This window comes from Achromobacter sp. ACRQX (assembly GCF_022346505.1).
Classification (GTDB): Bacteria; Pseudomonadota; Gammaproteobacteria; order Burkholderiales; family Burkholderiaceae_B; genus Achromobacter; species Achromobacter animicus.
In genome coordinates, this window is the sequence record NZ_JAKRML010000003.1 from 55380 (window position 1) to 68372 (window position 12993).

Below are 12993 nucleotides of genomic sequence, written 5' to 3' on the forward strand. Positions count from 1 at the left end.
GAAAGACATACGACAGGAGACAACCATGAAGGCAGGGGAATACAGCCCGGCGATAAGACAACGGCTTGCGAGCCTTATCGACGCCTACGGAGGCGAGAATGCGTGCGCGAGTTACCTGCTTTGCGACCGCCACGATCCGAAGGCCATCGCCTATCGCATCGTCACAAGCAATGGCGAAGCGGTGGTCCTCACCTATGGCCAACTGCGCGAGCGCTCCGAAAGGCTCGCGTCGGGCTTGAAAAAACGTGGTTACGGCGTCGGCGATCGCATTGCGTCGCTGATGTCCAAGGGAGAGGATTATCTCGTCACGCTGCTTGCCATCTGGCGGCTGGGCGCGGTGTATGTGCCGCTCTTCACGGCGTTTGCCAAGCCGGCCATTCAGATGCGGCTGGCAAGCAGCGGGGCAAAGCTGGTGGTTTGTGACGCGGCTCAGAAGCCCAAGCTCGATGCGTTGGTGCGCGAGCTTCCCGGGTTGTCGCTGGCCGTGGCGGGGGGCGCGACGGGTAGCGAGCTGACCCCTGCCGACATCGAGATGAGCGGCGAAGCCGACTTCCCCGCCCACGTCACGTCGGGCGGTGGGGCCGTCATTGAGGTCTACACGTCCGGTACCACGGGCAAGCCCAAGGGCGTCGTGGTGCCGCTGCGGGCAGTCGCGGGCTTTCAGGCCTATGGGGAATTTGGTCTTGGACTCGTTTCGGACGATATCTTCTGGAATGCAGCCGATCCGGGCTGGGCTTATGGCCTTTATTTTGGCGTGTTGGTTTCGCTGTCGACGGGCGTGGAGTCCATCATGCACGTCGAGAAGTTCACGCCCGAGGGGACCTTGGCTGTCCTCACGCGCCAAGGCGTCACCAACTTCACCGCGGCGCCCACGGTGTACCGCAGCCTGAAGGCGCATGGCGTGCCGGATGGACATGTCGCTTTGCGTTGCGCATCCAGCGCGGGTGAGCCGCTTACGCCCGACGTGAATCTGTGGGCGCCAGCTGGTCTGGGCGCGCAGGTGCATGATCACTTCGGGCAGACCGAAGCCGGGATGCTGCTTAACAATCATCATCATCCCGACCTTGCAATGCCGATAAAGCCGGGCTCCATGGGTCGCGCGCTGCCGGGCTGGGACATGACGGTCATCGACCCGGCGACGCATGAAGAGTTGGGTCCAAACCAGTCCGGGCTGCTAGCCGCGCGGCTCTCCGACAGTCCGTTGGCGTGGTTTGACGGCTATGCCCGCACTCCTGAAAAGAACGCCGACCGGCTGACGCCCTGCGGGCGATGGTATCTGACGGGAGATTTGGCCTCGTATGACGGCGAGGGCTACTTCCGCTTTTCGTCACGGGATGATGACGTGATCATCATGGCGGGCTATCGCATCGGCCCCTTCGATGTGGAGTCTGTCATCGCCTCGCATCCGGCGGTGCGGGACGTGGCGGTCGTTGCGGTTCCCGACGCGATCAGGGGCGAGGTCCTCGAAGCCGTCGTGGTGCTGAACCACGGCTACGCCGCCACCGAAGAACTGTCCGAAGCCCTCAGGCAGAAGGTGCGCGCCGATTACGCGGCGCACGCTTATCCGCGCCGCATTCACTACCGCGACGAGCTGCCCAAGACCCCGTCCGGAAAAACGCAACGATTCGTGCTGCGCAACGAGCTGCGCGGCAGTGTGGAGGTAAAGGCATGAACATTGCTGGCGCGGCTGGAATTGTGACCGGCGCGGCCTCCGGACTGGGGCGGGCGACCGCGGAGTTGTTGGCCAGGCAGGGCGCCAGGCTTGTCCTGCTCGATATGAACGACGACGGGCTGGAACGCACCCGATTGGGATTACCCGGCAAGCATGTGGCCCTTCACGCCGACGTGTGCGATGCGCAGGAGGTGAAAGCCTGCGTGGACGCCGGCGCGGCAGCTTTCGGAGACCTTCGGTTCGTTGTCAATTGCGCGGGCGTGCCATCGGCCGCCAAAACGGTCTCGCGCGGCGTGGCACACGACCTGGACGTCTGGAACCGGGTCCTGGCCATCAACCTGACGGGATCATTCAACGTTTTGCGACTTGCGGCTGAACGGATGATCCATAACCCCCCCGACGCCGACGGGCAGCGCGGCGTGATCATCAACACCAGTTCGATCGCCGCTTTTGACGGACTGAAAGGACAAGCCGCCTACAGCGCCAGCAAGGCCGCGATCGCCGGAATGACGCTGCCGATCGCGCGTGACCTGGCAGAGTATGGGATCCGCTGCATGGCTATCGCACCAGGCGTTTTCGGGACCGAGCTCACCATGAACGTGCCGCAAAAGGGGATGGAAGCCATGGAGAAAGGCTTTCTCTTTCCGAAGCGCTGCGGCCTGCCGGCGGAGTTTGCTGCCATGGTGCAGTCCATTCTCGTCAATCCGTACGTCAATGGAACGTGCTATCGGCTTGACGGCGGAACCCGGTTTGCACCATGACGAGCCGACGCGAGCGCGGGGCGCAGAGCCGCCGCAATGTGAATGCCGATGAGACACCAAGGTGATGTGATGAGCGACGCAGGATTGAATGGCACGGGGCAGCGGCTGACGCCCATTTGCATCGTGCAGGCTGGCATGGCGTGGATCACGCTGAACCGGCCCGAAAAGGCAAATGCTGTCAGTTCCGGTCTGCTGGATGAGGTGCTGGCGGCAATCGATGCGGCAGAGTCGGCGCCGGACGTAAAGGCGATCATATTCTCCGGAGCCGGTCGCAATTTCTGCGCGGGCGCCGATCTCGGTGAGCTGCTGGAAGGCGGACGCACGGCTGTCCGTACCCTGCTGGACCGGTTCCGCGAGGTATGCCGGCGATTCGAGACCTCCCGGCTGCCTGTCGTGGGCATGGCTCACGGCGCCGTGCGGGCGGGGGGACTGGAGTTGTTGCTGTGCTGCGACGCAGTGATCGCGTCGCAAGACGCCACCATTGGCGATGCGCACGCCTTGCGCGAGTTGCTGCCAGGCGGGGGAAGCAGCGTCCGTCTGCCGAGGACCATCGGTGTGCAAAGAGCCAAGTGGATGATCCTGTCGGGCCAATCCATCACGGCAACGCAGGCGGTGGACTGGGGCATTCTGCATTCCGTCGTACCCGCAGAGGATTTGACGCATTCCGCCCTCGCGCTTGCGCAAGAGATGTCCGTCGCGCATAGGGACACCCTTGCGAGGGCCAAGTCGTTGCTCGTCGCGTCTTACACGCTTGGCAAGGCGGACGCGTTGGAAAACGAAATAAGGACACTTGAGCTGCACGCCGGTACGCCGGTCATGCAGACGGGACTGGCGCAGTTCGTCGGCCGCACGCACTCGTCATCGCCGCGAAACGCCCCGCACGCAAAAATCCGCAATGTCCCTGACGCGATCTAGGCGCAGCCGGTCATGAACGTCGTTGTTACGCGCAAGCGGACCCACCAGCGCTTCAAACAGCGATCCGACAATGCACGCCGACGAGACTTCCGGGTTCTGGTCGGCAAACTCCCCGCCACGGATGCCGCGCTCGATGATCGTTTCGAACACGCGCATCAGTTTGCTGCGGTACTTGAGCCGCTCGATCTCGATGGCCGAATCGACAGGCTCCGCGACCAAGGCATAGCCGAGCTGCTTGGCGCGGATGGCGCGGCTGCCGAAGGTGTACGCGCACTCCTTCAACAGATTTGCCGGGGTGTCGTCGCCCATCGCAACGCCGGCCACGACATTGACCTCGTGCTGCGAAACGTGCGCGACGACCTCGACCAGCAGGCTTTCGCGCGACTTGAAGTATCGGTATAGCGTCGCCGGCGACATACCCGCGCGCTCGGCGATGGCGTTGACCTGTGTTTCGCGAAACCCCACGCTTGCGACCAGATCAATGGCGGCCGCCAGAAATCGCGCACGCTTGTCGTGCTGTGGCAAGTTGTAGGTCGGCCGGTCGGCGCGGGGATTCGTGCGCGAGGCCGTGGTTTGTCCCACCGCAATGGATGCGTCGTCTGTCTTGGCCAGATACCAGTTCTCCGCAAAATGCCGGGCCTGGGTTAGATCGTCAGTCTTGGTGCTGACGCGCTGGCTCTTGCCGTCAAACGTGCCTTGGCATTGCCAGAATCTGCTGTTCGGCCGGCGATAGATACTGATCCGACCTCCAACAGCGGAATGCCGCTCATCAGCCATTGGTTACGCGCTCCCTGTGTAAATCACAAAAAAAGGATTCCAATTCTTGCACAATTTACGCGCCGATAGGGAGTCCAGAGGGCGCGTTGTAGCGCTGTTCCGAGCGTCGCGTGGCGATCCACTCATGGATCACGCCGACCAGTTGGACGTCATCGTGGCCGAGGACGCTGCGCGACCCGGGATCTGGAACGGACCGACGGGACGTGGTCGACCAAAACAGCCTGGATCGGGCTGCACTGGCAAGCATGGACGAAACGTTCGTGGATGAGTTAACGCAGGCGCAGGTGGTTGAAGCTGCCGGTGCTTTAAGCGGTGTCGGGCGCGTTCAGGCGGCCGGCTTGTCCCGATTCTTGCGAATCAGCACCGCGCCGCCGATCGTCAGCACCAGACCGCCGCCGATGTACGGCAGGCCAAAGATCAACAGGGTGAAGAACAGCGCCGTATTGGCATCCCGCGCGCCGGGGCCGCCGCCGGTGTGCATCGCGGGATCGATCTGCAGCATGGCAATCGCGGCGGTCAGCAGCAACATCACGCCCAGCGTCGCGCATCCCCAGCCGAACAGACGGCGCAGGTTGGCAATGCGCGCCAACGCCACGGCCGACACGACGGCGACCAGGACATAAAGAACCACGCTGGCCATTGCGACTCGATCCAGCAAAGCCGAATCCAGTGGGTCAGCGCCTGCCCCCGCGCTCGGATACACGCCGAACACCGCCAACAACAGCGGATTGGTGATGCCAAAGCTGGCGCTACCGATCAACAATCCGAAGACGATACTGACAAGCCATTTGATCGCGGTAGGAGGCATGGGAGCAGGTCGCTTCTGAAAGGTCAGTAGTAGATGTCGACGTAATCGGTCAGGCCGCCGCACGCTTCCATCTGCTGCAGGCGCCAGTACTTGCGCTTTCCGGTCGCCTTGAACTCGTAGTCGCCCGTGCGTTCGCAGCGGCGGCCCTTGTCCGGCGCGTCCAGGATCAGGATCGTGCCGCGCAGCACGAAGCTGTCGCGGCCAATGGAGACGACCTCGCCTTTGACCTTCAAGGTGCCTTCATGGTTGGCCTGCGTGCCTTCCAGGCGCACCACGTCGTTGTCGTCGATCGCGTTCATCTTGCCGCGCTTGGCGGACCACAGCCATTGCAGCGTGACGCCGCTGTTGTTCAGGAGCCGTTCGTAGGCGGCCTGGTCGTTGATCTGGGTTTTTTGCACGGGCGCCAGGGCGCCGCCGGCCGGCGCCTGCTGTGCGGGTGCTTGTTGAGCGGGCGCGCGTTGCGCGGGCGCCTGCTGCATCGGGGCCTGTTGAGCCGGAGCCTGCTGCGGGGCCGGCGCCTGGTTGCCCGAATTGGCGCGCGGGGGGAGGATGGCTGCGCCAGGATCCTTCTGCGCGAAGGCGGCGGCAGAGACGAAGGCCAGGCCCAGCGCGAGAAGCAGCGTTCCGGACTTGCGTTTGATTCCCGAGGCGCGGGCAACGTGAGTTTGCATGGTCTGTATCAAGAGAGGAGAGGGGTGCGCCGTCTTTCGTCTTGATGGGGCCCAGTCATCGACCCTGACCCCGATTACGGCACGGGCGCCAACTTATCACGCCCGTGCGCGCAAATAATTGCGGGGTTTACCGTAGCTGTATCCATTCGTTAGGCGGAAAACAGAATGCTTCACCCTGCCGTGATCTGAAGGTATTCACGCCCTGCGCCGCACATTCTCTTCATGCAGTGCGCGGACCTGTTCGACGAACTCCGGCACGGGCCCTTCAGCCTGGATGCCGTCGACGACTTCGGAGATAGGCAGTGGCCGCACGGCCGAAGGTGGCACGCCCCAACCGCGCATCCATTCGGCGTACTGGGCCGACGACACGGCGTAGACGATCCGGCCAAGTCCCACCCAGCCGTGCGCCGCGGAACACATCGAACAGTGCTCGCCGGACGTGTACACCGTGCAGGCCGCACGCTCGGCTTGCGGCACATTGTTGGCGGCCCAGCGGGCAATCTCGAATTCCGGATGCCGCGTACGGTCGCCGCTGGAGATGTGGTTGTGGTCTTCAAACAGCACCCGCCCGTCGCCCGACACCAGCACCGATCCAAACGGCTGGTCGCCCGCATCGAGCGCCTGTCGGGCCAGCTCGACGCAGCGTGCCAGGTGCTTCTTGTCCTCTTCGGTAATCACGCGTGATCTCCTTGTCAAAATCGAGGCCGGCGCGGACCTCCCGCGCCGGCGCAGTCGCTACAGCAGCAGCGGCGAAATCTTGCTGCCATCCACCGACACGCCCGCCATCAGGCCGCCGTTGTTCATCACGAAGCCGACGATGGGTTGCTGCGCGGTGTTGGAATCGATGCTGCCGTTGACGCCGACGTTGGCCACGGCGACGGTGGCGTCCGCGCCGATGGTCCAGCCGCTGCTGGCCCGGAACTTGGCCAGCGCGTCGTCCGTCATGAAAAGCAGCACCATCGCTTTGGACTGCGCGCCCGCCTGAAAGCCGATGGATCCGCCCGTAATGCTGTAGTAGCCCTTGTCCTGACCGCTGACCTGCAGCACGCCTGTCCCATGCTGGGCGCCCACGATGAAGCTGGCGCTCAGCACCGCCGGAAACACCAGGACGCCCCGGGCGCGTTCCACCAGTTGCCGTGATTGCGGCGAGGATTCATACAGCTTGGACAGCGTGGCCGCCGTGGCGGCATCCAGTTCCTGACGCTTTTCGGCGGCGGTGGCCGTAGCGCGCGAATCCGTCGTGGTGCAGCCCGCAAAAAGAAAACCTGCCATGCCCAACGTGACGGCGGCGACAGCAGTCCTGCGGAATTTCGAAGTGATATCAAGCATTTGCGCTTCCTTTTTGTGGGTGACCAACGAGGTACATCAAATCATCTCCTGGCTGGAGATTACCCCGGCTCGCGCGAGGAGGCGACGGATGTAGGTCGTTCGGGGTGAAAAAGTGTTTGCTTCCGGGGCGGTCGCGCGCGCTTACGGTGCCCGGATCAAGAAGCGTTGCTGCGTGTGCAGAGGGGTCTGTGCCGTCACGATTTCGTTGTCCCGCGCGCAACGGGTCGCGAGCTCAGCCAATACGTCCAGCGAGGTGACCTGATGGGCGTGCGCCAGATGCTGAAATCGCCGAATCTCGGCTGACGAGCAGGCTCGGTGCGCGTCGCGCAGCAAGCCATTGGCTTGCAACAGCCTCAGATTCTCCGGATGTATCAACGCAAGCAGGCTTTCCACCTTGCCGATCTTTTCGCGCAAGACCTGCATGGCGTCCGCTTCACTCGACACGCCGTACCGCTTCCATGCCGGTTCATGGTGAAACAGGCGATTTCGAAAGTCGCGCAGCGTAGCCACCAAATCATGCACATGTGCCAGCATTGCTCCGGCGCGGTGCACCGGCCATGGGCCACGGAACACCGCGGACAGATGCTTGGGCCAGATGAGCCCACGGCCCATGAACTCCGCATCCAGGAGGAACTCCCAGGTTGAGAAATCCGTTTTTGCGATGATGCTGTGATGTTGCGGCCTTACTGTGCCTCGCACGGCATGCCGGCGGCGCAGGTCGGACGCATGGCTGCGAGTCGCTTTCGCGAAGTTCTCGCGCACAGCCAGCACGGCATGCGGCGCATCTGCGTCGGGCGCAAATGAGCGATATCGCAGCTTACCGCCCGCCCACCAGAACCGCCCAAGTTCGGCGACAAGCGCCTGGTCGATCGCATTGCGCAAGGAAATTTCGACGGCGCTCATCAGCGGATATAGCGCACCGCAAACAGACATGTTCCATAGGTATACGCCCATTAGCTCCACATCGTTGTTGGGAAGGAACACGCTTTGATAGCTGCTGATTCGCTCGTTGCTGATGAGCGCTTCGATCAGTAATGGACGGTATTGAAGGGTGTGGGGCATGTCGACGCACCTTGAATGGAAGAACTGCCGCCGTGGTTTGACCGTGCCCGGCGGGAAAGCATAAAATCCGCTCAAGGTTGGTGATGGCTTCCAATGGGCGCAAGCCTAAGACCCATCATGTAAGACCTAATCCCACCCCGGCCTCGAGCCGGGGCATTCATTTTTGGACTCCCGGTTCTGCCGGCCCGTCGAATCCACTCAGCGCAAGACCGAATCCCCTCGGTTTAACATCGCGCCATGCTTCTCATCATCTTTCTCTGGATCGCACTCGCGATCGTGGTCGGCTTCATGGCCAAGCGTCGCGGGCGCAATGGCATTGGGTGGGCCTTGCTTGCCGGCCTGATCAGTGCGCCGGTCGCGGGCATTTTCCTCAAGCGCATTCCCAATCGGTCGCCGCTCGCCAGCCAGCCGCTTCTTTCCACGCATATCGAATGCCTGCATTGCGGCGAGCGCATTCTGCGTGAGGCGCGCGTGTGCCGGCATTGCGGCGGCGACGTGACCGACGCGGGTCTGACGGCCGTACGGCAAGCGATGCCTGTCGGGTACTGGTTCGACCTGCCCGACCCCGCATTCAAGCTGATGCGGACTGCGGACCGCGTGGCGTTGATAAAGCCTGTTCCGCCGTGGATCGTGGTGGACCAGTCGCTTGACTCCATCGTCATTGGCAGCCGCTGGCCCGGAAAGCTCTGGCGCGTGCGCGTCGAAAAGCAGGGCGATATGTCCGATCTGGTTGCGCAGCCGGGCTACTGGCGCGCCAGTGCCATCGAACTGCTGGAAACGTTGCCGTTGTCGGTGCTGTTCGGCCCGAAGGGCGAGGCGGTGCTGGAGATCATCGCGCAGATCAATACGCTGTCGCGCAGCGAGGCGCAGGCGCTGGCCGACAACCTGCCGGAGAACGCCTGGATGGCGTACAGCCGCGCGTGGATGCGCTGGTCGCAAGAGGACGGCGAGCCGGCTGCGGATGAAGAAAGCAATTGGCTCGGCGCGTTGGCCGCCACGCGCCGGGGCGACAAGGCCCGGTCGCCGGTTCACTCCGGCTTTCTGTTGATTCACAGCCAACTGCGGCAGCGCGCCGAGCAACTGGACGGCGGCAACGCGTTTACCTTGATCGAGGAAGACGGCGAGACCGAACAGGTGTTGAACCCGATGTGGCAAGCGGCTTGTGATGCGCTGCTGTTTGCCGCGATGGCGCGCGCCGCGCCGCAGTATGTGTCCGACGAGGACGCGGTCATGTTGCTGCAGGCCTGGACCCGCGTGCTCAGTCGTGAAAGCGAGCGCGCTTGAGATTCACCACATCGACTCGTTCAGGATCTTCCGGGCACGCTTGAACGTGATGACCGCTGCGCCGGCCGCTAGAATCAGCGCGATCCACCCGTTCATGTTGAACTTCATCTTGCGCGCGTAGTTCGCGTCGTGCACCAGCTTTGCATCGACCAGCGTTTCGCCGTTCTTGCGCACGCCATAAACCCGGACGGGAATGGCCATGTTGTACTGAAGCGCAATCGTGCTGTCGGCAAGCTGCGCATCGTTTTCCTGCACCGCAAACTCTACGTGCTCACCCTCGGTATACGGAACTCTGTAGGTCGCTTCATAGAACTTGAACACCATGTAGGGGTAGTTGCCTGAATACACGCAGAGCGCACCATAGTGCTCCCACCGCCCGCGAATCTTCGCCCTGGTGTCGCAGCTTGCCACCTTGTCCACCCGCAGGCTGATCGTGTTCAGCTTCGCGGGGTCATAGGGCAGACGGACGTCTTTTGCCGCGTTGAAGCAGTAGATGGCGACGCCGGCAAGCACCAGCGCGGCAATTGCGGGAAGTCGGCAAGGCAGGAGGGCGCGTTTCCAGTCAGCCAGCTCACTGCTCATGCTGGCTGACTCGGGAACGCGGACGGCGGTTGTTGGGGCCTTGGTCGATTTTCATGACGCGCGCTGCAGAATTTGCGAGCGCTGATTTTAAACAGGCGCTGAAGCAAGCGTTAAATCACGCGCGCTGCTGCGACGCCTTCCTACTGCGGATCGCAGTGATTCCGGAACGCCTTTTCGCCCGCGTCGGACACCTCGACCCACTTCTGATCCGGCGGCGCATCCTGCACATAGCTGTCGTGCCAGTTCCACCACTTGTACGGCGGCGTCTGCGGATAGCCCGCGGGGGAATCTTCCCAGGTCTCCTGCCGTCCCAGCGGCGTGATGTCCAAGTAGTTCCACGTGCCGCCCATCTGCTCGTCGCCACGGTTGTTCAGGAAGTAAGTGCGATAAATGCGGTCGCCGTCGCGAAAGAACACGTTGGTGCCGTGCCATTCGTCCACGCCGAAGTCCGCATCGAAGCTGTCGGTCAGCGTGAACCACGGCATCGTCCAGCCCATGCGCGCCTTCAGCCGTTCAATGTCCGCCTGCGGCGCGCGGGACACGAAGACCAGCGTCGTGTCGCGGGCGTTCAGGTGTGCCAGATGCGCAACCTGGTCCGCGACCATCGAACAGCCTCGGCACGCGTGGTCCGGCCAGCCGAATACGCCCGGCTCGTGAAACGCGCGGTAGACGATGAGTTGCCGGCGGCCGTCGAACAGGTCGCGCAGCGTGACCTTGCCGGACGGGCCATCAAAGACGTATTCCTTGTCCACCGCCGTCCAGGGCATGCGGCGGCGCTCGGCAGCCAGCGCGTCGCGGGCGCGGGTGTGGGCCTTTTCCTTGATGAGCAGTTGTTGGCGGGCGGCTTCCCAGTCTTCAGCGGATACGACCGGGGGCGTCTGCATGGCGGCGTGGGCGCCGTTGCCTGCGGATGCTGGGGGTGTGGTCATGGGGTGATCCTCCTGGTGTCTTTAGTTCCCGTGCGCCCTGTTCGGGCGGGGGGAATGGGAACAGTGTGGCACCGGGAAGGGCGGGATAGGAGTAACAAATCTGGCGCGAAACTGCGCCAGACGCGTGCTGCACGATCTGCGCGATCCTTCCGTTCTGCGTCAGGCGGTGATGAGCGCCGCCTCCCGCGGCATGGCCTGTGCGGTCCACCCCCGCAGGCTTTCGCGCAACAGCGACACGGCGGCCTGGCCGCTTTCGTTCAGACGATGCGCCGCGTACAGGCCAAATTGCGCGCTCAGCGGCAACGCGCCTTCGTCCCCAATGGAAATCACGCGCATGGTGTCGGGCCGCAGGCACTCGGTCGTCAGCAAGGCCACGCCCAGGCCGTTCTCGACAGCCGCGATCGTGGCGCCCACGTTGTGACTGGTCAGCGACACCCGAAAATCCCGCCCCGACGCCGTCAGCGCATCAAACGCCAGCCGGCGCCAGGAGCACGGTTCGGCATAGACGATCACGTCCAGCGGCTGGTCCGGGTCCAGGGTTTCGTCGATGCCGCAAACCCAGTGCAGATCCACGGTCCAGGACTCGATGGGTTCATCGACAAAGCCGACGCAGGCGCCCACCGCCACGTCCAGCGTGCCGTCCTGCCAACGCGCGGCAAGCCGCTCGCCGTCGTCGATGACAACGTCCAGATGCAGATTGGGACACGCGCGCCGCAGGCGGCCCAGCGCCGCCGGCAAGGCGGCCACCGCCACGTCCTCGGACAGCCCGATGCGAACGCTGCCGGCGACCGCGCGCTCGCGCAGCCGCGCTGCGGCCGCCTCGCCCAGCGCGAGGATGCGGTTGGCGTAACTGAGCAGCACCTCGCCCTCGGTGGTGGGCGCCATGCCGCGGCCGGTGCGATGCAGCAGCCGCTTGCCCACCATTTCCTCCAGACGGCGGATCTGCGTACTGAGCGCCGATTGCGCGCGGCCGGATTGGTCCGCTGCGCGGCTCAGGCTGCCGTATCGGCAGACGGCGACAAAGGTGCGGAGCAGGGCGGGGTCGAAATCGGCTGACATTATCAATACCTGAAATCTGGTTTGCGAGATATCAGTCTAGCTGTAACCCTGCCGCGTGCCTAGGATGACCCTTGTCGCGAAATGTCCGACTCAACTCAAGGAACCATCCACCATGACACACCCCCAAAACCTGCGCGTCGTCCTCGCCTCCCGGCCCGTCGGCCGCCCCAAAGCCACCGATTTCCGCGTCGAACGTGTGCCTGTTCCCGAACCGGCCGACGGCCAGGTGCTGCTGGAAGTCCAGACCCTGTCGCTCGATCCCTACATGCGCTGGCGCGTTAGCGACGAAAAATCCTACGCCACGCCCATGGAAATCGGCGATGTGATGGTCGGCGGCACGATTGCCCGTGTTCATACGTCGCGCCATCCCGACTGGCGCGAAGGCGACATCGTCCTGTCGTCTGCCGGTTGGCAACGCTACGCGCTGTCCGACGGTACCGGTCTGCGCCGGCTCGACCCGGCCAACGCGCCGCCCTCGACCGCGCTGGGCGTGCTTGGCATGCCCGGGCTGACGGCCTATGTCGGGCTGCTGAACATCGGCCAGCCCAAGCCAGGTGAAACCGTCGTCGTCGCAGCCGCGAGCGGCGCGGTGGGTTCCGTCGTCGGCCAGATTGCACGCATCAAGGGCGCGCGCGTCGTGGGCATCGCGGGCGGGCCGGAGAAGTGCGCCTTTGTGAAGGAAGAGCTGGGCTTTGACGTGGTCGTGGACCACCATGCGCCGGACTTTGCGCAGAAGCTGGCCGAAGCCTGCCCCGACGGCATCGACGTGTATTTTGAGAACGTCAGCGGCCATGTGTGGGACGCCGTGCTGCCGCTGCTGAACGACTTCGCCCGCGTGCCGGTGTGCGGCCTGATCGCCAACTACAACGACGGCCCCGCCGACCGGAGCGGTCCCGACCGCCTTCCCGCCACCATGCGCGAGATCCTTTCGCGGCGTATCACCATGAAGGGGTTCATCGTGTTCGATTTCCCGAAGGAACAGGAAGACGAGTTCCTGAACGTGGCCGGGCAGTGGATCCGCGAGGGCAAGCTGCGGTGGCGCGAGGATGTGGTCGAGGGCCTTGAGAATGCGCCCGAAGCGCTGATCGGTCTGCTCGAAGGCAAGAACTTCGGGAAGCTGGTGGTGCGGGTGGGGGACTGACGT

Annotated in this window: 14 protein-coding genes; 5 read left to right on the forward strand and 9 right to left on the reverse strand. The window is 63.7% G+C overall.

Annotation, left to right across the window (positions count from 1 at the left end; all coding sequences use genetic code 11):
• Positions 1-25 precede the first annotated feature (25 nt).
• From MHZ91_RS03870 to MHZ91_RS03880, 3 genes are all read left to right on the forward strand, one after another.
• Entirely contained in the window at positions 26-1672 is a 1647-nt protein-coding gene (locus MHZ91_RS03870) for an AMP-binding protein (protein WP_239212542.1), read from the forward strand.
• Positions 1669-2433, forward strand: coding sequence for an SDR family NAD(P)-dependent oxidoreductase (locus MHZ91_RS03875; protein WP_239212543.1), 765 nt, complete (start codon positions 1669-1671; stop codon positions 2431-2433). Before MHZ91_RS03870 ends, MHZ91_RS03875 begins: the two co-directional genes overlap by 4 nt.
• Positions 2434-2502: 69 nt before the next feature.
• Positions 2503-3348 (forward strand): enoyl-CoA hydratase/isomerase family protein, encoded by an 846-nt coding sequence (locus MHZ91_RS03880; protein WP_239212544.1) that lies wholly within the window; start codon positions 2503-2505, stop codon positions 3346-3348.
• On the opposite strand, the gene MHZ91_RS03885 is transcribed toward MHZ91_RS03880, so the two are convergent.
• The 6 genes from MHZ91_RS03885 to MHZ91_RS03910 form a co-directional block, all read right to left on the reverse strand.
• The gene (locus MHZ91_RS03885) at positions 3292-4125 is read right to left on the reverse strand and encodes a TetR/AcrR family transcriptional regulator (RefSeq protein WP_175183757.1); all 834 of its coding nucleotides are present in this window, start codon (positions 4123-4125) and stop codon (positions 3292-3294) included. The genes MHZ91_RS03880 and MHZ91_RS03885 overlap by 57 nt on opposite strands.
• A 325-nt stretch (positions 4126-4450) precedes the next feature.
• On the reverse strand, positions 4451-4933 hold the full coding sequence (locus MHZ91_RS03890; RefSeq protein ID WP_175136193.1) for a hypothetical protein: 483 nt from the start codon (positions 4931-4933) through the stop codon (positions 4451-4453).
• Between the two features lie 23 nt (positions 4934-4956).
• Entirely contained in the window at positions 4957-5604 is a 648-nt protein-coding gene (locus MHZ91_RS03895; protein ID WP_175121157.1) for a hypothetical protein, read from the reverse strand.
• A 195-nt stretch (positions 5605-5799) separates the two neighbouring features.
• The gene (locus MHZ91_RS03900; protein WP_239212545.1) at positions 5800-6282 is read right to left on the reverse strand and encodes a nucleoside deaminase; all 483 of its coding nucleotides are present in this window, start codon (positions 6280-6282) and stop codon (positions 5800-5802) included.
• A gap of 57 nt (positions 6283-6339) precedes the next feature.
• On the reverse strand, positions 6340-6933 hold the full coding sequence (locus MHZ91_RS03905; protein WP_218344209.1) for a YSC84-related protein: 594 nt from the start codon (positions 6931-6933) through the stop codon (positions 6340-6342).
• A gap of 141 nt (positions 6934-7074) precedes the next feature.
• Complete coding sequence (locus MHZ91_RS03910; RefSeq protein ID WP_239212546.1) at positions 7075-7995, reverse strand: CAAX protease; 921 nt, start codon at positions 7993-7995, stop codon at positions 7075-7077.
• A 237-nt stretch (positions 7996-8232) separates the two neighbouring features.
• On the opposite strand from MHZ91_RS03910, the gene MHZ91_RS03915 reads away from it, so the two are divergent.
• On the forward strand, positions 8233-9279 hold the full coding sequence (locus MHZ91_RS03915) for a hypothetical protein (RefSeq protein WP_239212547.1): 1047 nt from the start codon (positions 8233-8235) through the stop codon (positions 9277-9279).
• A gap of 3 nt (positions 9280-9282) precedes the next feature.
• Here MHZ91_RS03915 and MHZ91_RS03920 read toward each other — a convergent pair whose 3' ends face one another.
• The 3 genes from MHZ91_RS03920 to MHZ91_RS03930 all read right to left on the reverse strand — a co-directional run bounded on the left by MHZ91_RS03920 (position 9283) and on the right by MHZ91_RS03930 (position 11849).
• Positions 9283-9861 carry a hypothetical protein gene (locus MHZ91_RS03920; RefSeq protein WP_175136196.1) on the reverse strand — a complete coding sequence of 193 codons (579 nt, stop codon included), beginning with the start codon at positions 9859-9861 and terminating at the stop codon, positions 9283-9285.
• 140 nt (positions 9862-10001) lie between these two features.
• Positions 10002-10745, reverse strand: coding sequence for a DUF899 domain-containing protein (locus MHZ91_RS03925; RefSeq protein WP_239212806.1), 744 nt, complete (start codon positions 10743-10745; stop codon positions 10002-10004).
• Positions 10746-10949: 204 nt separating this feature from the next.
• Positions 10950-11849, reverse strand: coding sequence for a LysR family transcriptional regulator (locus MHZ91_RS03930; protein WP_218344207.1), 900 nt, complete (start codon positions 11847-11849; stop codon positions 10950-10952).
• 112 nt (positions 11850-11961) lie between these two features.
• Here MHZ91_RS03930 and MHZ91_RS03935 point away from each other — a divergent pair, with 112 nt between their 5' ends.
• Positions 11962-12990, forward strand: coding sequence for an NADP-dependent oxidoreductase (locus MHZ91_RS03935; RefSeq protein ID WP_239212548.1), 1029 nt, complete (start codon positions 11962-11964; stop codon positions 12988-12990).
• Positions 12991-12993: the final 3 nt, after the last annotated feature.